A 19916-nucleotide genomic window follows, 5' to 3' on the forward strand; every position below is an offset into this window, starting at 1 on the left:
GAAAATTCCATGTATCCGATGTTCGATCGCCTGGTGGCGCTGCTCGACGCCCGCGCCGCCTCCTACCGGGTGTTGATGCACGATGCCGAGGGCCAGTCGGCGCGGGTCGCCGAAATCCGTGGCACCGAGCCGGGCCAGGGGGCCAAGGCCATGCTCTGCTCCCTCAAGGGCCAGGCCGAACCCTATGCCCTGGTGATATTGCCGGGGGACCAGAAGCTCGACATGAAGAAAGTCGGTGCGGCCCTGGGCGGGAAAAAAGCCGAACTGGTAAAGGCCGAAACCGCCATGGAACTGACCGGCTGCCGGATCGGCGCCATTCCGCCTTTCGTCTTCGATGAGCGGATTCAATTGATCGTCGATCCGGCCCTGACCAGCCGCTACGGCGAAATCGCCTTCAATGCCGGCCGGCTGGATGCGTCCATGGTGCTCGACACCCAGGATTACCTGGCGATTGCCAAGCCGCAGTTGCTCGATGTGAGCCAGGCCTGATCCCATGGCAGCATTGGCCTGGCCGTTTTAACCTTGAATGGCCCTTGCAAACCCGATCCCGGCTACTTTGTAATGCTCGCTGAAACCCGCAATGCGAGCGCCTGCCCCGTGAAAAACCTGCAATTGCTGCAATCCCTTGAAGGCGAGCGCTTGCTGCTGCGCCCACTCCAGGCCGACGATGCCGACGCACTGGTGGCGGCTGCCCGGGACGGCGAACTGTGGAACCTGCCCTTTACCGTCGTACCGGGGCCCGATACGGTCGAGTCCTACCTGCACAAGGCCCTCACGGGTCGGGAGGCCGGGGCGGTGATGCCGTTTGTCATCGTGATCAAGGCCACCGGCGAAGTGATCGGCTCGACGCGCTTCTGGAAGATCGATCGCCAGTACCGCAAGCTGGAAATCGGCAGTTCCTGGATCTCGACCCGCTGGCAGAAAAGCTTCGTCAATACCGAAGCCAAGTACCTGATGCTACGCCACGCCTTCGAAGTGCTCGATTGCGTGCGCGTGCAGTTCACCACCGATGAGATCAACGAAAAATCCCGCGCGGCGATCCTGCGCCTGGGCGCCAAGCAGGAAGGTATCGTGCGCAACGAGCGGATCATGCCGGACGGACGCAAGCGCAATTCCGTACGCTTCAGCATCATCGATGAAGAGTGGCCCGATGTTCGCCTGGGACTGGAAAAGAACCTGCACCGGTAGCGCCTTCGCGGCCGTCCATGGAGCCCAGGGCGATAATGAAAAAATCTTCAGGGGCGACCGGAAAAACAGTCCGCCATTCATATACAAGCCATTGAAAATATTAGATTTTATTTCTTAACGAATAAAACTTCTTTCACTGTGACCGAGAGCCGGGGTGTTTATATTTCTACCTGCTTCTTTGGTGAAACCTCTTATTGGCCCGCAGTCTTTGCGGGCCTTTTTTTGTCTGAAAATCGCAGAAAATCATCGGGACAGGGATCGAACGCATCCACACCGCGGTCTAGGCTCTATACGAAATGTGTATCACCTTCTCACCCGATCGAAGAGCCCGCCCTTGAAACCACCTCGTCCCGCCGACCGCAACGCCATCCTCGCCAACCTGCGCAATGAGAAAATGGCCCGTTCGGCCCACGCCTATGTCCGCGGCAGTACGGTCCAGTTCTATGAGTGGTTGCACAGCCAGCGCGGCAGACGCCTGCCCCATGGCCCCAATGTGTGGATCTGCGGCGACTGTCACGCCGGCAACCTGGGCCCCACGGGGGACAGGCACGGCGGTATCGACATCCATATCCGCGACCTCGACCAGACCGTGATCGGCAACCCCACCCATGACCTGGTGCGCCTGGCCCTGTCCCTGGCGACCGCCGCCCGCGGCTCGGACCTGCCCGGCGTGACCACCGCGCGGATGCTCGAGGAAATGATGGTGGGCTACGAACAGGCCCTGATGGACGAGACCGACCGTACGCCCGAGCGCCCGTCCCAGGTCAAGGCCGGCCTGCGGGACGCGGTCAAGCGCACCTGGAAGAACCTGGCCCGGGAGCGCATGGAGAACACCAAACCGACCCTGCCGATCGGACGGCATTTCTGGCCGATGTCCCGCAGCGAAAAAGCCGAGATCAAGGCCTTGTGTGCCGGGAAAGAGATCCAGGCCCTGGTGACCTCGCTCAAGGGGCGTCCCAATGATGCCAGTGTCGAACTGCTCGACTGCGCCTATTGGGTCAAGGGGTGCAGTTCGCTGGGGCTGCTGCGTTACGCCGTGCTCCTGGGCGTCGGTGGTCATGACGAGCAGGATTATTGCCTGATCGACGTCAAGGAAGCCGTCGCCGCAGCCGCTCCCCGTGGTGCCCACGTGCATATGCCACGGGACAATGCGCGGCGGGTGGTTGAAGGGGCACGCCATCTTTCCCCCGGCCTGGGAGAGCGGATGATCGCCACGCGTTTTCTCGACCACGGGATGTTCATTCGTGAGCTGCTGCCCCAGGACCTCAAGCTGGAACTGGACACCCTCAATGAAACCGACGCCATGCACGCGGCGGGTTATCTGGCCCGGGTGATCGGCATCGCCCATGCCCGGCAGATGGATGAAGCCACGCGTAAAAGCTGGCGGGACGAGCTGCAGCTCAATCGCTCGAAAACCCTCGATGCACCGTCCTGGTTGTGGACCAGCGTCGTGCAATTGGTGGGCAACCATGAGCAGGGGTATCTGGAGCATTGCCGTCGCTACGCGCTGGGGACGGCAAAAAGAGCGTAGCCCGCAGGCTACGCTCGGGCGTGTCGCTTACGACAGAAAGCCGGTGCTGACCCCGACGAGGAGGAAAATCCCCAGTGCTGCGCGATAGATCACGAAAGGCCAGGTGGAGAAGCGTTCCAGAAAACGCATCAGGCCCCAGATCGCACAGAACGCCGAGACGCTCGCGACCACCAAGCCGAACAGCAGATGGCTCCAGGCCTCCGCCGGGATCTGCGCATGGTGTAACGTCAGCAACTCCTTGAGCCCGGCCAGCGCGATCGCCGGCAAGCCCAGCAGGAAGGAGAACCGGGCGGCCTCTTCACGCTTGAAGTTGAGGAACAGGGCCGCGGTCAGCGTCGAGCCGGAACGGGAAACACCCGGGATCAGCGCGCCGACCTGGGCGATACCGACGATCAGCGCATCGCGCAGGCGCATCTCGCCCACCACCCGCTGGTGGCGGGCACTGAACTCGGACACCGCCATCAACACCGCCATCACCAGGCAGGAAATGCCGATCACCGTCAGCCCGCGCAGGGGCGAGTCGCAGGCATTGAGTGTCGAGGACAAGGCCAGGCCGGCGATCCCGATGGGGATGGTCGCCAGGATGATCGCCACCGCCAGCTTGAACCACGGGCTGTTGTAGTCGCCCTGGCGCACGGCGCCGATACTGCCGCCGACCACATCGCGCACATCACGCCAGAAATAACTGACCACTGCCGCCAGCGCGGCCAATTGCATCGCGGCCGAAAAAGCCGAGCCCGGATCCTGCCAGCCGAGTACCGCCGGCACGACGCGCATATGCGCCGTGGACGAGATAGGCAGCAATTCCGTGATGCCCTGGATGATACCCAGAATGCCGATTTGCAGATAATTCAGCGAAGCGAAGCCAATATCGAGGCCGCTGGAGCAGACGTTAGACAAAATAATTTCCCGGAAGAAGGCTAATTTCCCACCGCTCTCCAAGAGGCGCGGCGCAGACCTGTGAAGCTTAGACAGCAACGGGAATGATGGGCCTGTTTTTTATGATTTTCCAGTCTCAACGAGGCGCAAAACACAAGCTGGGAATTACTTCATTTTATGACAAGCCAATAGAGCCCCCCGTAGGAGCCGGCTTGCTGGCGATGGTATCGACGCGGTGTCCGGTCAAAACCGCGTCGCCTGAATCGCCAGCAAGCCGGCTCCTACAGGGTATGTGTGTGTTCGGGGCGCCGCTGCTTAAACGGTCGCCGCCGTGGTCGCAGTGACCGGCGCCACATACCCATACCGCCAGCAGCAATGATCCCGATGGCCTGGCAAGATCACACAACCGCTCAGACTCAGCAGCAACACAGCTGCACCCAACAGCGAAAGGCGACGTGACATGATGGTTTCCTCAGGAAGTTCAGTAGGCAAAGCCGCTCAATGCACAGGGCCAAGGCACCTGCCGATTGCTACGGTTACCAGTTGAACGTCACCACAGCGAACAATCCGTCGCTGCCCCGAACAATTTCATCAAGTGCCCGCCTTCCCTACGCAATACTGCCCTTGCACCTTCCTCGGAATGTATCGATAAAAAAATGATTTTTTCTCGCGACGGATTTTCCTGGCACCTATCGTTCAACTCATCAGCAGCGTTCACTTTCGTACGCAGCCTGAAGGAGTTGTCATGAGACCTACACGACCCCTGGCCAAATTGCGCCATGCCCTCCTGCTGATCCCGCTGGCGTTCGCCGCGCTGACCAGCATGCCGACTTTTGCCGAAACCGAAGTCATCATCCGTGAAGCGCCACCACCGATGCGCGTCGAGGCCGAACCCATGGGGCGTCCCGGCTACGTCTGGGACCGCGGCCACTGGCGCTGGGAAGGCCGGGGTTACGTCTGGTTCCCGGGCCACTGGCAGCCAGTGATGCGTAATGCGCGCTGGGAGCCGGGCCACTGGGAACCCCGTGGACCTAACTGGCGCTGGGTCGAAGGACACTGGATCCGCTGACCTGCGGGCCGGACGGCACCTCTGCGCCGTCCGGCCTTGTCCTACCCGAACCCATCACCGGACCGAGACTTGCCCGATTGAAAGAAATTGATCCGGACGTTGAGCTGCTGGCCCGTATTGGCAACAAGGAGCCGGCCGCCGTCAACGAGATGGTGTCGCGCAAGCTGCCCCGTTTGCTCGCCCTCGCCAGCCGGATACTGGGCGATGCCGATGAGGCCAAGGATGTGGCGCAAGAAAGCTTTCTGCGCATCTGGAGACAGGCGGCGAACTGGCGCAGTGGCGAGGCGCGTTTCGACACCTGGCTGCACCGGGTGGTGCTGAACCTCTGTCACGACCGCCTGCGCAAGCGCAAGGAGCGCCCGCTGGAGGACGACGAACCCGGCAACGAGTTGGTCGATAGCGCCCCCCGCCCCGATGAAGAGTTGGAGGCGACCGCGCGCAGTGAACAGATGGCCGCGGCCCTGGCCGCGTTGCCCGATCGTCAACGCGAGGCCATCGTGTTGCAGTACTACCAGGAGCTGTCGAACATCGAAGCGGCGGCGCTGATGAACATCAGCGTCGATGCACTGGAAAGCCTGCTATCGCGGGCCAGGCGCAACCTGCGCAGCTACCTCGCCGAAACGCACGGCCCAGATAGCCTAGGAAGGGGAAGACGATGACGCCCGAACGATTTGCTTACCTGGCCGACGCCTACGGCGCTGACCTGCAACGCTGGCCGGTCGCCGAGCGCGGCGCCGCCCTGGGCTTGCTCGAGCGTGGCGATGTCACGTCGCTCCAGGTGCTGCAACAGGCCCGGCAGCTCGACAGCCTGCTCGACAGCTATCAACTGGCGCCTCCCGACCCGGCCCTGGTCCGGCGTATCGCCGCTTCAGCGGTCATGACCAAGCCGGTGTCGTTCTGGAGCCGTTATGCCGACTGGCTGTCCAGTGTCGGCTTCGTCGGCGTGGGCCTGGCGGGGATTGCCACCGGCATCCTGGTGGTCTCGCTGAGCCTGCCATTGTCCACTGCATCCGAAGCGCTGCCGAGCGTCTTCGACCAGGGCGATGCCGATATCGTCTTCACCGTAAACGCCGAGGAAAGCGAGCAATGAGTCAACCGTCCAAGACCATCAAGAACTTCCTCCTGATGTCGTTGATGCTCAATGTCTTCCTGATCTGTGGCATCGGTGGTGGTGTCTACCACTGGTTGGTCAATGCGAAACCGGCCATGGCCGCCGTCAACCAGCACGGCTTGCGCCAGGCCATGGTGCAGTTGCCCGAGGCGCGACAGCATGAGTTGCGCCAACTGCTACGCCGCAATCGAGCCGACAGCCAGCCGCTGATCATGGCAGGCCGCCAGGCTCGTCAGGATGTGATCAAGCAGCTTGAGGCACCGACACTGGACCGGCCGGCCTTGCTGGCGGATCTGGGCAAGGCCCGTGAGGCGGATGTCGCACTCCGCTCGCTGGTGGACAACACCCTGGCGGAATTCGCCGGCACCCTGCCCCAGGAGGAGCGGCGCAAGCTGGTCGACTCGCTGTATTTCCGCGCGCAGGGCAAAGGCAAGGCCATGCAGAAAAACCTGTAGCCGCGACGGATTTGGCGTGTAGCAACGTTTAACTCATGAAGCCCGCCAACAAGGCGACGACTAAATGCCCAGCAAGGAGTTACGCAATGTTGCGAATATTCAAGACCACGCTTGTTGCCACCCTGATGGCCGCCTCACTGGCCGGTTGTATTGTCGAGCCCGTGCATCCGCGTCGACCGCCGCCGATTGTCGAAGTCGTACCGGTCATGCCTGGGCCTGGTTATCACTGGGTCGCCGGACATTATCGCTGGGGTGGTAATCAGTGGCTCTGGGTGCCTGGGCATTGGCGCTAAGGCTTAGACAGAAATAAGACAAAACCCGGCGCAAGCGCCGGGTTTTGTTTTTCAGCTCAGGCCTGCCGCTTGCCCGCTGGCACTTCAGCCGCCGACAACGCGCCATGAATCAGCGGCGCATAGCGATTGCGGAACTCCCAGTTGTAAGGCACCTGCTGCCGGCTCAGCCCCTGGTCCCAGTTGATGGACCAGGTCATCAGCCCCTTGATCGAATGGCCGGCGGCATCCAGTCGCTTGAACGCATTGACCACCGCCGCCGGGTCGATCACGTAACCCGTCGCCGCCGCATCGTTATTGGTCGGCAGGCCAATGACGAACTTGTCCGGCGCAATCCGGGTAAAGCCCCGCGTCCCCGTGACCAGGCTATCGGTCAGGTAGTAGAGGAAATCCTCCTTCATCGCATCATTGTTCTGCGCGATCCAGGCCCCGCTGCCACCATTGGCCTCCGGCACCCAGACGCCGTCACCGCCCTGGTTGTAATACTGCGGCGCAATGAAGTCGTAGTAGCCGTCGAGCGCGGTGATGTAATCGATGTACTTGCCGTTGGTGGTGAGATAGGGGAACTCGGGGGCCATGCTGATGATGAAGTGCTTGCCCTCGGCCTTGTAATGGTTGCGCACCAGTTTCAGGGCGGCGGGCAACACCGTCTTGTTGTCGGCATAGTCGATGGCACTCTGCTCCAGGTCGATATCCAGCCCATCGAAACCGTAGGTTTCCACCAGGCGGATGATTTCGTTGGCCAGCGGCTGCTCGGAGCCCTTGTGCAGTTCGATATGGGCATCGGCACCGCCCAGTGAAATCAGCACCGCACGGCCCTGACCGTTGAGCACACCGACCTGGCGGCGGAACTCCGCATCGGACAGGTTATACGGCTTGAACGACGGGATGCCGTTGCCTTTCATGAAGGCCACCGCCACTACGTTGTACTCCGTGGGCACATCCGTCAGCGCCAGGTTGGCGAACTTCCCGCCCTGGTAGCCATCGCTCGGCCCCGCGGCCCAGTTGTGCCAGAAACCCATGAGGATTTTCTTGCCGGCCAGGCTCGGCATCGCCGACGCCGCATCGCTGGCCTTGGATTTGAGCAGTGAAAAATCGATTGTGGTCACATTCCAGTCCTTTAGAAATTTGCATGAGATCGATTGCCCAGCGGCAAGGTCATTTGAAATCCACGTCAAACGCCTGGTAGAAGGCGTTGCCGGTATTGGCGACGATCCACAACAGGACGATGACGTGCCGGCCCTTCTTGCCCGCCGGCAGTTTCACCTCGTGCTCCACCTTGGCCTTCAACTCATCGCTGTGCTGGTAGTACGGCACCTGGGTGTAGAAATCCTCGTAAAACGGCTTGGCTTCCAGTTGCGCACGGCTGATGCGTTGTTTCGGGTCCCAGCCGTCCTTGGTGATGAACCAGCGATAGCCCCGGGTGACGTGGGCGGCGGTGTATTCCCACTGCACATGGAAGGCCTGCCCCGGATTGACGTTCAACAGTGGCCAGGCATAAGGGCGGTTGAGCTTCTTGCTCAACTCCTCGTCGGTGAAATTGATGCAGTCACGGGCATCGTTTTTCCCGCCACTGAGGATGTAACCGTCAGCGGGTGGGACGACGCTCTGGTCATCGGTTTCAAACGGCTTGGGGAACGGCCCGGCGGTGAGCGCCGGAAAATTCTTCCCACCCTCCATTTCATTGACCTGCCAGGTACCGAGCAGCCCCAGTTCCACAGCCACCGATCCACGGCTGGACGGCGAAACGACACGACCATGTTTAAGTTCAGGTTTGGATAAAGGCTTGTTCATTCTTCTCACTCCTTTGATAGAAATCTCTCCAACTCAGGGAGAACTTTCAACCTAGCTCAAACAACAAGAATGTCCATCTAATGCCAAAACACTGAACTTAATCGTTAATTTATAACCCTCTGAATAAATTGAATTTTTAAAAAATAAACGACAAGACTTACGCACAACACGGCGAATAGATTACATGCCCTATTCGCAATAAACCCTGGTCATACCGCTCATGAAAAAATTATCCACAAACACCCATAAAACGTAACAAGATATTTTTAAACACCCATGGATCACCCCCCAAAGGCTGGGTATCCTGAGCGCCACAGTGCAATGGCGGGCCCTCCCTTTGAACTCCATACGTTATGCCTGGTTGGACAAGTACGAGATTTCCAGCACTGCCTGCACAGGCCTGAACTTCGCCAGGCACAGCCACGATGAATGCGTGATCGGGGTCAATCTGCTGGGCGAGGAAAAGGTCTGGCTGGACCGGCGGACCTTCAGCGCTGGCGCCGGCAACATCACCCTCTACAATCCCGGCCAGATCCAGGGCGGAGGTGCCGCGCCCGATACGCCCTGGCGTTTCGTGAGCCTCTATGTCAGTGCCGGGCAACTGGCGACGGACCTGGGGCTGGAGCATCTGGAGTTTGGCCGGGCGCTCTGCTATCAGCCGCAGCTCGCGGAAAAATTCGCGCGGGCGGTGGAACAGTCGTTGCTGCCAGACCCATTGCTCCGGGCCATCGCCGAGGAGACCCTGGTCGTGCTGCTGGGGGAGATCGTGACGTTGAGCGGGTTGCGCCTGCCGGGCACCGCCGCAGTGGGGCGCGGCCTGGTGAACCGGACCCAGGACATCATCGCCGAGCGCTTGCAGGCTCCGCAAAGCCTGGAAGAGTTGAGCGACGAGTTCGGCCTGTCGAAATTCCACCTCCTGCGAGCCTTCCAGCGCGAAACCGGACTCAGCCCGCGACAGTGGGCCATGCAACTGCGGACCCGGCGTGCCCAGGGACTGTTGCGCAACGGCGCAGCGCCTGGCGACATTGCCTACACCCTGGGGTTTACCGACCAGAGCCATCTGAACCGGCATTTCAAGGCGGCCTATGGGCTGACGCCCGGCCGTTATCAAAGCGCCGTGAAACGCTGAAAAGCGCAATCCGGTACAAGATCGCTTTCAGGTCTGCGTCGACAATGCCGCCAAACGGTTATTGGAGGCTTGCATGCTCACGATCTTCTTCTGCGCGCTGATCTTCGGCGTGGTGTTCTGCCTGTCGCCGGGGGCTGTCCTGGCGGAAACCTTGCGCCGCGGCTTGCTTCATGGTTTCAAGCCGGCGCTGCTGGTGCAAATCGGCTCGTTGGTGGGCGACGCGCTCTGGGCGGTGATCGGGCTGACGGGGCTTTCGCTGCTGCTGGAACACGAGCAGGTACGGATTCCGCTCACGAGCGCCTGCGCGGCCTATCTGGCGTGGCTGGGTATCCGCAGCCTGAGGGACGCCTGGCAATTGCCCGAGGCCGAAAGCGCGACCGAACGGCCGGGGACAAACGCCCTGATGGTCGGCGCGACCATCTCCATCGCCAACCCGAAAAATGTCGTCTACTGGGGCGCGCTGGGCAGCGCCCTCTCCGGTATCGTCGGCCAGACCCCGAGCCACGGGCAAACCCTGATGTTCTTTGCCGGCTTCATGTTCGCTTCGGTGGCCTGCTGCTTTGTCATCGCGGCCCTGGTCAACGTCCTCAGGAAAGCCGCGTCCCCGGGCTGGCAGCGGCTCAGCCATGGCCTGTGCGGAGTGGCCCTGATCTACCTGGCGATATTGGCGCTGCGGGCGGTGTTCTAAAACGAGGGGCGCCTGAGTATCAGACGCCCCTTGTCGTTCACTTCAGCTGATTGGCAAACCGCCCCACCGCGCCTACCACCTGCTTGGCGCCATCCTGGATCTCGATGATCACCTCGCCGGCCTGATTGGCCAGGGACACGCCCTGCTCGGCCTTGTGCCGGCTGGTGGACATGTCCCGCACCGCCTCGTCCACCAGCTTCTGGTTCTGTTGGACCACAGTGACGATTTCCTCGGTGGCGGCGCTGGTGCGTCCCGCCAGTTGCCGGACCTCGTCGGCCACCACCGCGAAACCACGGCCCTGCTCCCCGGCCCGGGCCGCCTCGATGGCGGCATTGAGCGCCAGCAGGTTGGTTTGCGCGGCAATGCCGCCGATGGTCTGGACCATCGAAGTAATCAACATCGACTGCTTGCCCAGCGCTTCGATGCCCTCCGACGCCGACTGCATTTCCTCGGAAATAGCCTGCATGGTCAGCACCGTGTCCTTGACCACCGTGGCCCCGCGCTGTGCGGTCGTGTCGGTCTGCAACGAGATGTCGTAGGCAATGCCCGCCGCCTCGCTGACCTCTTTCTCGCGCTCCACCTGGTCGGTCACCAGGCTGGCGAACTTGACCACTTTGTAGAGTTGACCCTGGGCATCATGGACCGGGTTATAAGTGGCCTCCAGCCAGACATCGCGCCCCTGGCTGTCGACGCGCCTGAACCGATCCGCGACGAACTCCCCACGATTGAGGGTCGCCCAAAAGGCCTGGTACTGACTGGACGCCGCTTCTTCGGGAGAACAGAAAATGCGGTGATGTTTACCGACGATCTGCGCCAGCGAGTAGCCCATGGCTCGCAGGAACTGGTCATTGGCGGTGATCACTTCGCCCTTGAGATTGAACTCGATCACCGCCGTGGAACGCAGCAGCGCGCGAATAAAAGCCTCGTTCTCCTTCATGGTCTCAACGGTCTGACTGACATCGCGAGCGAAACACTGGATATGCAACAACTCGCCCTTCTCGTTCCGGACCGGCTGCCAACAGCCCTGCAACCAGGCCAGGCTGCCATCGGCGCGCAGGAAACGGTAATTGTCGCTGACCGACTCGCCCTTGGCCACCGCCGCCTGGAGGTTACGGTAGCAGTCCAGGGTTTTGACATAGGCAGGAACCATCTGGTCCAACGGCCGATCCCGCACCTGCTCGGCGTTATACCCCAGCAGGTCGAGAAAACGTTGATTGAAGTCGATGATGCGGAACTGCGGGTCGAGCACCAGTGAGACCATTTCTGCCGTCATGCCGTGGAACAACTGGTGCAACTTGAAAAGCTCTTCTTCTTTGCTCTCTAATCTCTTCTTCAGATGAGTATTGAACATGACTGCAAGAATCCCTTTTGCCGTGTTATTCCAAGACTATCGGTGTAACCGGGCAATCACTGAGACCATCGGTCGCCTCGAACTGACGCCGCAGATTGCTTGAACGCCAAGAGTCACTCGTCCCCCAGGCCGCAAAATGCAGGCGTGGTTGTTAACAACATAGTTCAGCTCAAGGCGTCTTGCAGAACGGCCCGCGTGGGGCGACAGGCGGGTTTTATGGCAGGATCATTGCCGGGCGTGCGAAGGACGGTATCGGGCTGGCGCTGGCAGGCCATCCCGGCGGCGGCACCACGAAACTGGCCTTCATGCGCTTGACCTCTTCAATCGGGCTGTTGCCGAACAACCGCTTGAACTCACGGCCGAATTGCGAAGCGCTTTCGTAGCCCACTTCCAAAGCGGCGCTGGCGGCGCTTACATCGTTGCGGACCATCAGCAGCCGTGCCTGGTGCAGCCGGATCGACTTGAGGTATTGCAGCGGTGAGGTCTGGGTGACCGACTTGAAATGACTGTGGAACGAAGGAACGCTCATGCCCGCTTCAGCCGCCAGTTGCTCCACACTGAGTGGCAGGCTGAAGGCCCCGTGAATTCGGCGAATGGCCTTGGCTATCTTGCCGAACTGACCTTGCAGGGTCAGCGCCGCGCGCATGGCGCCGCCCTGCTCCCCCGTCAACGCCCGAAAGTAGATTTCACGGACCAGTGAAGGGCCGAGGATTTCCGCCTCCAGGGGCCGCCCCATGGCCTCGACAAAACGCAGGACCGACTCGCTCATCGCCCGGTCCATGGGGGTCGAGAGCATGCCCTGGGGTTTGGACGCAGCAACGCCGCCCTGCTGGTCGATTTGCAGGATCAGATCCGCGACGACATTGAAATCCAGGTACAGGTAGATGGCGAGCAACGGCGCCTGCTCGCTGGCCTGGGTTTGCATGGTGAACGGCACCGGCACTGAAACGGCCAGGTAATGCTGCTCATCGTAGAGGTAGACCTGGTCGCCGAAGAAACCGCGTTTGCTACCCTGGCAGACAATGACGATACCGGGCTGGTAAAACACCGGGGTCAGGCTCAACGGCCGATTGGAACGCAGGAAACGCACCTGCGGCAGCACCGTGAGGTTGTAACCTTCCTCGGGTGTCAGCTTGTCCATCAGTGCAATCATGCGCTTGCGCACGTCACTCCCGTCCCACGTCTCGGCGTTCACCTGGTTTCCCGTCCTCACTGGCCTTGTCATCGATTGTGCTCAAGGCTGGCCCGGAATAACAGACCGCTCATAGGAATAGGCTAGACATTCAGAGGAAGCGAGCTCTCCCTCGCGACGCATGGGGACTAAAGTTGAGGCATTCGTACAGCGGGGCCTCCCGTTGCCGAACCCATTCCTTTGCCATGAGAGAAATCAGCATGTCCTCAGTCAAAACCCTGCTTGTCACCGGCGTCAGCAGCGGCTTCGGGCGAGCCCTCGCCATCGAGGCGATTGCCGCCGGCCATCGCGTGATCGGTACGGTGCGCAACGAGTCGGCCAGGCAAGCCTTTGAAGCCCTGGGCCCTTCCCAAGCCTTCGGGCGCTTGCTCGATGTCACCGATTTCGGGCGGATCGATGCAGCGATTGCCGAGATGGAGTCCACCGTGGGACCGATCGATGTCCTGGTCAACAACGCCGGTTATGGTCACGAGGGGATCTTCGAAGAGTCATCGCTCGAAGAGATACGCCAACAGTTCGAGGTCAATGTCTTTGGCGCCGTGGCGGTGACCAAGGCGCTGCTGCCTTACCTGCGTCAGCGTCGTCGCGGCCATATCATCAACATCACCTCCATGGGCGGGTTCATCACCTTCCCCGGGGTCGCCGACTACTGTGGCAGCAAGTTCGCACTGGAAGGGATCTCCGAGGCATTGGGCAAGGAACTCAGGCCGTTCAACATCGCGGTCACCGCCGTTGCCCCGGGATCCTTTCGTACCGACTGGGCGGGCCGTTCCATGGTTCGTTCGCCCCGCAGCATCGCCGACTACGACGCCTTGTTCGAACCCATCCGAGCGGCCCGCGAAGCCAAGAGCGGCAAACAACTGGGCGATCCCGCCAAGGCGGCCAGGGCCATGCTCACCCTGATCGCCAGCGAGCAGCCGCCGGCTCATCTGCTACTGGGCAGCGATGCGCTCACACTGGTTCGGGAAAAGCTCGCCAGCTATGCTGCGGAACTCGACGCCTGGGAGGCGCTGACCCGCTCCACGGACTTTGACGCGGATTAACGCTTCTTTTTCTGCAGGCTTTTCAGGCGCAGGGCCGCGCGTTGCACCGCGGCCATTTTTTCCGGGCGCTTCATGCGCTTCCACTGCTTGATCTCTTCCTTGGAGCGCCCACAGCTCAGGCACATCTCGCTGTTGAGCTGGCACACGGAAATACAGGGATTGTCGATATCCTTGGCCATGGTTCAGTGGCGCCCCGGCCGCGGACTGCGAGCAAGGTGCTGTTGCCAGTTGCCGGCGCTCACTTGCTGGCAATGTTCCTCGCTGTCGAACGCCAGATGGGCAGCGACCTGCTTGACCTCAACGTCTGCTTCGCGCAAGGCCTCGGCGGTCAGTTCGAGCATCTGGGCGGACTCGCCAGCCAGCGCCTGATCGCGGTTGGCCCGGGTATCGAAAACCCAGGTCACCCGCAGGCTGGAAGGAAAGTGCGCGAAGTCCACTTCGTGGGTCAGCCAGACAAACCCGACGATTCGGGCCTTGGCCGTCTCGCAGGCCTCGGTCAGGGTCGCAACCAGGCGGCGCTCGATTTGCGCCTGCTCGCGTTTACTCAACAACATGGTTTGATCCTTTTCATCTCGGCGGCGCAGAGTATGCCTCATCGTCGACAAAGCCCGGTATCGACAGGACGACAAGCGGGGCTTCAGGCACACGTACGAACAGTCGACAGTTCATCCGCCGCCCCCTAAGCTGAACGAAGAAAAAACAGCGGCGACGGATATCCAGTCCGACAGCAGGCCTGCCACAGAAAAACCAGAGACAGGAATCGCCCTCTATGACGATGATTGACGCAGATCTCTTGAAACCCTACCTGACCGAAGCAGACAACGCCCGCATGGCATGGCGCACAACGGTCGCCGCCTTGAGCAAGTCGCCCCAAGACACACTGGAAGAAGGGTTCAAAGCCGTCAAGATCGCCGAGCGAACCTATTACCGCTGCTGCGAAGAGCTGGCCAATGCCCTGCGCGGCGAGGTTGCGCGTGCCGAAGGAGCGAGCTGAGCAATCCCCTTGCCCCGTTGAGCAGGATCAACGAACACACCCCAGATCGTCGCCTTGTGCGCCACTTGCGAAAGCGGCTCGCGGCGTACGCCCGTCAAGCCGACCAACAGGTCACCGAGAAAGGCTCCAAACACGGCCTGGGTGGAGGTCGATTGAATCCGTGCAACCGTCTGCTCGGTCGAACGGGACAGCTCTTCCTGCCAGGTAGGCCATATGGCAGTGGGCGAGGTTTCAATAGCCTGGAGGCGTAGCTGGGTGAAACGCTGTGCATCCTGAGCATCGAGTAGACGGATAGTGATCATGAGGACCTCAGGGGTTTGAGGTCGTCAAAACTAGCGCAGAATTGCCATACCGACCATGCTCCATGAAGGGATACTACTGAACTCAACCAGACTCCGCCTTGACAGGCTTGTAAGTCGAAGCCGCTCGATGAGCCTCTTCATACACACCCTTGATTTGCCTGAGTCCGAGAACGACCTCCTGGAGATTGATACCACCGATTTCGCGCGAGAACTCCCCAAACAGTATATTTTTGCGTGCCTCTGTGTATTTTTCCGTGTTCTTGCGACCTTCCTCGGTAACGCTGAGTTGCACCGGCCGGTTCTTGAACGGCTGATATTTTTTGATCAACCCTCGCTCGCTGAGCTTTGTCACACTGTAATTAATATTAAAATAATCCGAGCGATTCAACAGTTGCCCCACCTCCGCAATGGTTTTAGGGCGATCATTCATCCGAATAACGTGAAGTACCGCAAGCTCATCAATTGACATTTTATTATCGTTGGCCATTTTTTCGCACTCCAACTGCCAACGCTTGAAGGCATTGAATACCCTCCAAAGCTGCAGCTCGAACTCAGTCCAATCCACTTCACTATCAGTGGCAGCCAGATGCCATGTCTTATCAATCTGCATGAGTTGGGCCTTCAGTCCTTGATTCAATCAATTTCTGCACACTTTGCCTAACTTGGCAATGGACACACCAAGAAATCAACCTGGTCGCACAAAATGATCTTGCGCCCTACACATCAACAAGATTTGACCTACAGAAACACCAGCAACCAACGATATACCGCCCTCTTGAACGACAAGCCCATTCGTTTTATAAATTTCAAAGCGAATCACAAAGCAAATCGTCCCAGGGAACAGAGGGATCTTCTATGTGCCAAAACACCCACCCGAACCGCATCAGGCTCCCGACCAGCCAGCAATCCCCTAATCGGCAGCTAAAGGAAACCAGCCCTACCGACACCCCATCCAAGCCGAGCACTTGGCTCTCCATCTTGATCGTTGACGATGATGAGCGAGTACGTGAGTTTCACTGCAATATCTTGAAAAGCCTTAATTGCAGCGTCAACATGGCCAGCAATGGCTATGAAGCCCTGGGTATGTTGTGCAAATCCTACGATGCCATCCTGATGGATATTCAAATGCCCGGAATGGACGGCATTGAAACCGCCATGAAGATTCGCCAGCAAGGGTTTGATCCGCAGAGCATGCCCATTATAGCCATCACCGCCAACCCGCCGGAGGAGGTGCGAAGAAAATGCCAGGCCTCCCTATTCAATGAATGCATACAAAAGCCGATGGATATCAACACGCTCCAAAAAACACTCGAAACGCTAACAGCCCGACAAGAGTAAATGGTTCCTCCCAGTTCGATACGTTTAAATACAGCCCTGTTTCTGTAGGTCAATTCATACCAAACTTGTCCTTGCAGTCTGATTTTCGCCGATGAACAACGTCGCTACCATCGGAGTATGGCGTCCACCCATCAAGCTCCTACAACAGATACTCCAGAGACAGAACACTTGAAGTGGATGACTGATGAAGCCCAGAGCGATCCCTGACCTCGCTCCTTGCCCATTGACCTTCGAGAGGCTGCCTGACTCATGACCCAGATTGCCCAACTGCCGACACCCCAAACCGACCGTGTGCTGATTTTACGTATTGAGCTGAAGTGGATAACACCCACAATCTGGCGCCAGGTGGCGGTCCCCGAAAGCATCACCTTGGGCAACCTGCACCAGGTTATTCAGACGACGATGGGCTGGACGGACACGCACCTGCATGAATTTGAAATTTCCGGTGACAGCTACGGCGTTTCCGACTCCAGCACCGGCTGGAAACCGCCGATCGTTGCGGAGAAACGCAAGACGTTGATCGGCGCCCTGCGGGGGAATCGGACTTTCCGCTATGTCTACGATTTCAGGGATGGTTGGGAACACGTGATCAGGCTGGAAAAAATCATCCCCGCTGACGTTTGCCCGCAGCTGCCCTACTGCATCGACGGCGCCAACGCCCGGCCGCCGGAAGATATCGGCGGCATGCTGGGCTACGACGAGTTCCTGACGGCCCTGAATGACGCCGACCACCCCGAGCATGAGAGCGTGCTGGAGTGGTTCGGCGATAACGGCTTTGATCCGACGACTTTTGATTGTGTGCGTATCAATCGGTCGTTGAAACAGATCAGGCTCCAGCGACCTTGATAACGACTTTGCCAAAGGCACCTCTGGTGAGGTGCTCATCGGCTTCACGCACCTTCTCGAACAGGGGCTTATGGACGAATACCCACCTCGGCGACTTGTGCAGTCCAGGCTTTGACCTGCGCGCTGAGCGTCAGGCCCAGACCGGGACGAGTGGGCACGAGCATGCGACCGTCACGGGTTTCCAGGCGCTCGTTGAACAGCGGCTCAAGCCATTCGAAATGCTCGACCCAAGGCTCCGTCGGGTAAGCCGCCGCCAGGTGAACATGCAGTTCCATGGCGAAGTGCGGCGCCAGCATCAGGCCCGCGTGTTCGGCCATGGCCGCGACCTTCAGGTAAGGCGTAATCCCGCCCACCCGCGGTGCGTCGGGCATCAGGAAATCGGCGCCACGCAGCTTGATGAACTCGGCGTGCTCGGCAACGCTGGTGAGCATTTCGCCGGTGGCAATCGGCGTATCGAATTGCAGGGCCAGGGCGGCGTGGCCCTCGGCGTCGTAGCAGTCCAGCGGCTCTTCGATCCAGATCAGGTTGTATTGCTCAAACTGGCGGCACATGCGTTGGGCCGTCGGGCGATCCCATTGCTGATTGGCATCCACCATCAAGGGGAAGTCGTCCCCCAGGTGCCTGCGAACCGTGCTGACACGCTGGATATCGATGGCGCAATCCGGCTGGCCGACCTTCAGCTTGATACCGCCAATGCCCTTTTCACGGGACAGGTCGGTGTTCTTCATCAGTTGATCCAGCGGCGTGTGCAGAAAACCACCGGAGGTGTTGTAGCAACGCACGGAATCACGTTGGGCACCGAGCAGGCGCGCCAGGGAAAGATTGGCGCGCTTGGCTTTCAAGTCCCACAAGGCCACGTCGAAGGCACCGATGGCCTGGGTCGACAGGCCGCTCCGTCCCACCGAAGCGCCAGCCCAGCACAGCTTGGTCCACAGCTTGGCAATGTCACTCGGGTTTTCGCCGATCAACGCCGGGGCGATTTCCTGGGCATGGGCGAATTGCCCCGGCCCACCGGCCCGCTTCGAATAGCTGAAGCCGAGCCCACGATGACCGTCGATGGTTTCGATTTCAGCGAACAGGATGACGATTTCGGTCATCGGCTTCTGCCGTCCGGTGAGCACCTTGGCATCGCTGATCGGGTTGGCCAGCGGCAGGATCACCGAAAACACACGCACCCAGGCAATACGGTCGTCGTCGGAGGATTTGATGGCGTGTTGTGCTGCGAGCATGGGGCTCTCCTTGAACGGTGATGAGGTCTTGAAAAGGATCAGGTACGCTGTGGTGTCAGTTCGCTGCTCAGTGCAGCCTCGTCGGCAGGCTTGGCCGGTGGATCCTCGAAATCATCGAGCTCCAGGCGCTTGAGCGGCCCGACGATAAACAGATAGGAAAACGCCCCCAGCAGCCCCATGCCGGCCACGTAGATCAACGCGACGTCGAAAGAGCCCAACTGGTTGATCATCACGCCGATGGCGATGGGAGTGACGATGCTCGCGAGGTTGCCGCAGAAGTTGAACATCGCCCCGCTGACGCCCATGGCCCGGGCCGGCGAAACGTCACCGACGATGCACCAGCCCAGGTTGCCGACCCCTTTGGCGAAGAAGGCAATGGACATCACCAGGATCACCAGGGGGATCGACTGGGTGTAGTTGGCGACCATGATGCTGCTCGACAGCAACAGGCCACAGATGATCGGCGTCTTGCGGGCCGCGGTCAGGCTGAAATTCTTGCGCAGCATCCAGTCCGACCAGACACCGCCGATCATGCCGCCCAGGCAACCGGCGATGGGGGGAATGGCGGCCACCAGCCCGACCTTCAACAGGGTCATGCCCTTGGCTTCGATCAGGTAGGTGGGGAACCAGGTCAGGAAGAACCAGGTGATCGAGGTCAGGCAGAACTGACCCAGGTAGATCCCCAGCATCATGCGATTGCCACCGATGGCCTTCATTCTTTTCCAGCTGAAAGGCGTCTTCACGTCGCCGATGGTGGGCAGGCCCCCGCCCGCTTCGATGTAGTCGATTTCAGCCTGGTTGGTGCGCTTGTCCTTGCGCGGTTCCTGCACCATGCGAAACCACAGCAGGCCGATCAGGATGCCTGCCACACCGGTGACCCAGAACACGTGCTGCCAGCCCCAGGTGCTGACCAGCCAGACCATCACCGGGGTGAACGCCGCCAGGGCAAAATACTGCGCGGACTGGAACACCGCCGTGGCCAGGCCCCGTTCATGCCGCGGGAACCACATCACCGTCAGGCGGTTGTTGGCTGGAAACGCCGGTGCTTCGGCCACCCCCATCATGAAGCGCAGGACAAACAGCGCCAGAAAGGCCGAACTGAACAGGTCGACGTAACCCTGCAGGAAGGTAAACACCGACCAGATGATCAGGCTCATGCCGAGCACCAGACGCGAGCCGAAGCGGTCGAGGACGATGCCGCCGGGCAGTTGCATCCAGGTGTAGGCCCAGCCGAAGGCCGAGAAGGCAATGCCCATGGTCATGGCATCGAAACCAAGGTCGCTGCGCATGCTCGGTGCGGCAATGGACAACGTGGCGCGGTCAACGTAGTTGAATACGGTGACGATGAAGATCATCACGAGGATGAGATAGCGGACGTTGGTCTTCGCGACCGATGGCGTAGGCGTGATCACTATTATTTTCCTTATTGTGAGTACAGCGGCGAATCCATGTGGCCCTTACGGCTCCTGATAGCAGCATGATCGGCA

General features: G+C 60.0%; 24 protein-coding genes and 3 pseudogenes. 14 read left to right on the plus strand and 13 right to left on the minus strand.

Features of this window, described 5'->3' with window-relative positions; genetic code table 11:
- Window positions 1-9: 9 nt before the first annotated feature.
- From CWE01_RS23040 to CWE01_RS23050, 3 genes are all read left to right on the plus strand, one after another.
- Window positions 10-489 carry a YbaK/prolyl-tRNA synthetase associated domain-containing protein gene (locus tag CWE01_RS23040; protein ID WP_100942851.1) on the plus strand — a complete coding sequence of 160 codons (480 nt, stop codon included), beginning with the start codon at window positions 10-12 and terminating at the stop codon, window positions 487-489.
- Between the two features lie 126 nt (window positions 490-615).
- Window positions 616-1188, plus strand: coding sequence for a GNAT family N-acetyltransferase (locus CWE01_RS23045; RefSeq protein WP_100943030.1), 573 nt, complete (start codon window positions 616-618; stop codon window positions 1186-1188).
- Window positions 1189-1522: 334 nt separating this feature from the next.
- Window positions 1523-2719: a DUF2252 family protein gene (locus CWE01_RS23050; RefSeq protein WP_100942852.1), complete on the plus strand. Its 1197-nt coding sequence runs from the start codon at window positions 1523-1525 to the stop codon at window positions 2717-2719.
- Between the two features lie 27 nt (window positions 2720-2746).
- Here CWE01_RS23050 and CWE01_RS23055 read toward each other — a convergent pair whose 3' ends face one another.
- Complete coding sequence (locus tag CWE01_RS23055; RefSeq protein ID WP_100942853.1) at window positions 2747-3619, minus strand: undecaprenyl-diphosphate phosphatase; 873 nt, start codon at window positions 3617-3619, stop codon at window positions 2747-2749.
- A gap of 724 nt (window positions 3620-4343) precedes the next feature.
- Between CWE01_RS23055 and CWE01_RS23060 the strand changes: the two genes are divergently transcribed.
- The 5 genes from CWE01_RS23060 to CWE01_RS23080 all read left to right on the plus strand — a co-directional run bounded on the left by CWE01_RS23060 (window position 4344) and on the right by CWE01_RS23080 (window position 6526).
- Entirely contained in the window at window positions 4344-4667 is a 324-nt protein-coding gene (locus CWE01_RS23060) for a YXWGXW repeat-containing protein (RefSeq protein WP_100942854.1), read from the plus strand.
- Window positions 4668-4744: 77 nt separating this feature from the next.
- On the plus strand, window positions 4745-5326 hold the full coding sequence (locus CWE01_RS23065; protein WP_100942855.1) for an RNA polymerase sigma factor: 582 nt from the start codon (window positions 4745-4747) through the stop codon (window positions 5324-5326).
- A complete protein-coding gene (locus CWE01_RS23070) occupies window positions 5323-5757 on the plus strand; it encodes a hypothetical protein (protein WP_100942856.1) in 435 nt (144 codons plus the stop codon). The genes CWE01_RS23065 and CWE01_RS23070 overlap by 4 nt, the downstream gene beginning before the upstream one ends.
- Window positions 5754-6233, plus strand: a complete 480-nt coding sequence (locus CWE01_RS23075) for a periplasmic heavy metal sensor (protein WP_100942857.1) — start codon at window positions 5754-5756, stop codon at window positions 6231-6233. Before CWE01_RS23070 ends, CWE01_RS23075 begins: the two co-directional genes overlap by 4 nt.
- 86 nt (window positions 6234-6319) lie before the next feature.
- Window positions 6320-6526, plus strand: a complete 207-nt coding sequence (locus CWE01_RS23080; protein ID WP_100942858.1) for a YXWGXW repeat-containing protein — start codon at window positions 6320-6322, stop codon at window positions 6524-6526.
- Window positions 6527-6600: 74 nt separating this feature from the next.
- On the opposite strand, the pseudogene CWE01_RS23085 reads toward CWE01_RS23080, so the two are convergent.
- Together CWE01_RS23085 and CWE01_RS23090 are read right to left on the minus strand one after the other, a co-directional pair.
- Window positions 6601-7632 (minus strand): annotated as a pseudogene (locus CWE01_RS23085) (chitinase); the annotation flags it as partial.
- Window positions 7633-7681: 49 nt separating this feature from the next.
- Window positions 7682-8317 carry a lytic polysaccharide monooxygenase auxiliary activity family 9 protein gene (locus CWE01_RS23090; RefSeq protein WP_100942860.1) on the minus strand — a complete coding sequence of 212 codons (636 nt, stop codon included), beginning with the start codon at window positions 8315-8317 and terminating at the stop codon, window positions 7682-7684.
- Window positions 8318-8654: 337 nt separating this feature from the next.
- Between CWE01_RS23090 and CWE01_RS23095 the strand changes: the two genes are divergently transcribed.
- Together CWE01_RS23095 and CWE01_RS23100 are read left to right on the plus strand one after the other, a co-directional pair.
- Entirely contained in the window at window positions 8655-9446 is a 792-nt protein-coding gene (locus CWE01_RS23095; RefSeq protein WP_100942861.1) for an AraC family transcriptional regulator, read from the plus strand.
- A 73-nt stretch (window positions 9447-9519) separates the two neighbouring features.
- Window positions 9520-10134 carry a LysE family transporter gene (locus CWE01_RS23100; protein ID WP_100942862.1) on the plus strand — a complete coding sequence of 205 codons (615 nt, stop codon included), beginning with the start codon at window positions 9520-9522 and terminating at the stop codon, window positions 10132-10134.
- A 37-nt stretch (window positions 10135-10171) separates the two neighbouring features.
- Here the strand turns inward: CWE01_RS23100 and CWE01_RS34360 are convergent, their stop codons facing one another.
- From CWE01_RS34360 to CWE01_RS23110, 3 genes and pseudogenes are all read right to left on the minus strand, one after another.
- Window positions 10172-10726 (minus strand): methyl-accepting chemotaxis protein, encoded by a 555-nt coding sequence (locus CWE01_RS34360; protein ID WP_371315539.1) that lies wholly within the window; start codon window positions 10724-10726, stop codon window positions 10172-10174.
- A pseudogene (locus CWE01_RS34365) lies at window positions 10709-11485 on the minus strand (PAS domain-containing protein); the annotation flags it as partial. The gene CWE01_RS34360 and the pseudogene CWE01_RS34365, both read right to left, overlap by 18 nt.
- Before the next feature lie 214 nt (window positions 11486-11699).
- Window positions 11700-12638 (minus strand): AraC family transcriptional regulator, encoded by a 939-nt coding sequence (locus CWE01_RS23110; RefSeq protein ID WP_100943031.1) that lies wholly within the window; start codon window positions 12636-12638, stop codon window positions 11700-11702.
- A 239-nt stretch (window positions 12639-12877) separates the two neighbouring features.
- Between CWE01_RS23110 and CWE01_RS23115 the strand changes: the two genes are divergently transcribed.
- Entirely contained in the window at window positions 12878-13720 is an 843-nt protein-coding gene (locus CWE01_RS23115) for an oxidoreductase (protein ID WP_100942864.1), read from the plus strand.
- Here the strand turns inward: CWE01_RS23115 and CWE01_RS23120 are convergent.
- Window positions 13717-13899, minus strand: a complete 183-nt coding sequence (locus CWE01_RS23120) for a DUF1289 domain-containing protein (protein ID WP_100942865.1) — start codon at window positions 13897-13899, stop codon at window positions 13717-13719. The two genes, CWE01_RS23115 and CWE01_RS23120, sit on opposite strands and share 4 nt — an antisense overlap.
- 3 nt (window positions 13900-13902) lie before the next feature.
- A complete protein-coding gene (locus tag CWE01_RS23125; protein ID WP_100942866.1) occupies window positions 13903-14274 on the minus strand; it encodes a hypothetical protein in 372 nt (123 codons plus the stop codon).
- Window positions 14275-14489: 215 nt separating this feature from the next.
- On the opposite strand from CWE01_RS23125, the gene CWE01_RS23130 reads away from it, so the two are divergent.
- Window positions 14490-14714 carry a hypothetical protein gene (locus CWE01_RS23130; RefSeq protein ID WP_100942867.1) on the plus strand — a complete coding sequence of 75 codons (225 nt, stop codon included), beginning with the start codon at window positions 14490-14492 and terminating at the stop codon, window positions 14712-14714.
- On the opposite strand, the gene CWE01_RS34370 is transcribed toward CWE01_RS23130, so the two are convergent.
- Window positions 14645-15016, minus strand: coding sequence for a GNAT family N-acetyltransferase (locus CWE01_RS34370; protein ID WP_100942868.1), 372 nt, complete (start codon window positions 15014-15016; stop codon window positions 14645-14647). The genes CWE01_RS23130 and CWE01_RS34370 overlap by 70 nt on opposite strands.
- A gap of 82 nt (window positions 15017-15098) precedes the next feature.
- Window positions 15099-15626, minus strand: coding sequence for a winged helix DNA-binding protein (locus CWE01_RS23140; RefSeq protein ID WP_100942869.1), 528 nt, complete (start codon window positions 15624-15626; stop codon window positions 15099-15101).
- A 245-nt stretch (window positions 15627-15871) separates the two neighbouring features.
- On the opposite strand from CWE01_RS23140, the gene CWE01_RS23145 reads away from it, so the two are divergent.
- Together CWE01_RS23145 and CWE01_RS23150 are read left to right on the plus strand one after the other, a co-directional pair.
- Window positions 15872-16354, plus strand: a complete 483-nt coding sequence (locus CWE01_RS23145; RefSeq protein ID WP_100942870.1) for a response regulator — start codon at window positions 15872-15874, stop codon at window positions 16352-16354.
- A 249-nt stretch (window positions 16355-16603) separates the two neighbouring features.
- A complete protein-coding gene (locus CWE01_RS23150; RefSeq protein WP_100942871.1) occupies window positions 16604-17200 on the plus strand; it encodes a plasmid pRiA4b ORF-3 family protein in 597 nt (198 codons plus the stop codon).
- Here CWE01_RS23150 and CWE01_RS34375 read toward each other — a convergent pair.
- The 3 genes and pseudogenes from CWE01_RS34375 to CWE01_RS23165 all read right to left on the minus strand — a co-directional run.
- Window positions 17181-17288 (minus strand): annotated as a pseudogene (locus tag CWE01_RS34375) (NAD(P)-dependent alcohol dehydrogenase); the annotation flags it as partial. The gene CWE01_RS23150 and the pseudogene CWE01_RS34375 overlap by 20 nt on opposite strands.
- Window positions 17269-18429 (minus strand): mandelate racemase/muconate lactonizing enzyme family protein, encoded by a 1161-nt coding sequence (locus CWE01_RS23160; RefSeq protein ID WP_100942872.1) that lies wholly within the window; start codon window positions 18427-18429, stop codon window positions 17269-17271. The pseudogene CWE01_RS34375 and the gene CWE01_RS23160, both read right to left, overlap by 20 nt.
- 38 nt (window positions 18430-18467) lie before the next feature.
- Window positions 18468-19784, minus strand: coding sequence for an MFS transporter (locus CWE01_RS23165; RefSeq protein ID WP_100943032.1), 1317 nt, complete (start codon window positions 19782-19784; stop codon window positions 18468-18470).
- Window positions 19785-19916 lie beyond the last annotated feature (132 nt).

Origin of the sequence: Pseudomonas sp. QS1027 (assembly GCF_002814235.1) — a bacterium.
GTDB lineage: Bacteria > Pseudomonadota > Gammaproteobacteria > Pseudomonadales > Pseudomonadaceae > Aquipseudomonas.

Excerpts from the sequence above, each read along its gene's own strand:
- CWE01_RS23040 (WP_100942851.1), top strand. The coding sequence starts at position 10 with ATGTATCCGATGTTCGATCGCCTGGTGGCGCTGCTCGACGCCCGCGCC.
- CWE01_RS23060 (WP_100942854.1), top strand. The coding sequence starts at position 4,344 with ATGAGACCTACACGACCCCTGGCCAAATTGCGCCATGCCCTCCTGCTG.
- CWE01_RS23070 (WP_100942856.1), top strand. The coding sequence starts at position 5,323 with ATGACGCCCGAACGATTTGCTTACCTGGCCGACGCCTACGGCGCTGAC.
- CWE01_RS23075 (WP_100942857.1), top strand. The coding sequence starts at position 5,754 with ATGAGTCAACCGTCCAAGACCATCAAGAACTTCCTCCTGATGTCGTTG.
- CWE01_RS23080 (WP_100942858.1), top strand. The coding sequence starts at position 6,320 with ATGTTGCGAATATTCAAGACCACGCTTGTTGCCACCCTGATGGCCGCC.
- CWE01_RS23090 (WP_100942860.1), bottom strand. The coding sequence starts at position 8,317 with ATGAACAAGCCTTTATCCAAACCTGAACTTAAACATGGTCGTGTCGTT.
- CWE01_RS23100 (WP_100942862.1), top strand. The coding sequence starts at position 9,520 with ATGCTCACGATCTTCTTCTGCGCGCTGATCTTCGGCGTGGTGTTCTGC.
- CWE01_RS23110 (WP_100943031.1), bottom strand. The coding sequence starts at position 12,638 with ATGATTGCACTGATGGACAAGCTGACACCCGAGGAAGGTTACAACCTC.
- CWE01_RS23115 (WP_100942864.1), top strand. The coding sequence starts at position 12,878 with ATGTCCTCAGTCAAAACCCTGCTTGTCACCGGCGTCAGCAGCGGCTTC.
- CWE01_RS23120 (WP_100942865.1), bottom strand. The coding sequence starts at position 13,899 with ATGGCCAAGGATATCGACAATCCCTGTATTTCCGTGTGCCAGCTCAAC.
- CWE01_RS23125 (WP_100942866.1), bottom strand. The coding sequence starts at position 14,274 with ATGTTGTTGAGTAAACGCGAGCAGGCGCAAATCGAGCGCCGCCTGGTT.
- CWE01_RS23130 (WP_100942867.1), top strand. The coding sequence starts at position 14,490 with ATGACGATGATTGACGCAGATCTCTTGAAACCCTACCTGACCGAAGCA.
- CWE01_RS34370 (WP_100942868.1), bottom strand. The coding sequence starts at position 15,016 with ATGATCACTATCCGTCTACTCGATGCTCAGGATGCACAGCGTTTCACC.
- CWE01_RS23140 (WP_100942869.1), bottom strand. The coding sequence starts at position 15,626 with ATGCAGATTGATAAGACATGGCATCTGGCTGCCACTGATAGTGAAGTG.
- CWE01_RS23145 (WP_100942870.1), top strand. The coding sequence starts at position 15,872 with ATGTGCCAAAACACCCACCCGAACCGCATCAGGCTCCCGACCAGCCAG.
- CWE01_RS23150 (WP_100942871.1), top strand. The coding sequence starts at position 16,604 with ATGACCCAGATTGCCCAACTGCCGACACCCCAAACCGACCGTGTGCTG.
- CWE01_RS23160 (WP_100942872.1), bottom strand. The coding sequence starts at position 18,429 with ATGCTCGCAGCACAACACGCCATCAAATCCTCCGACGACGACCGTATT.
- CWE01_RS23165 (WP_100943032.1), bottom strand. The coding sequence starts at position 19,784 with ATGATCTTCATCGTCACCGTATTCAACTACGTTGACCGCGCCACGTTG.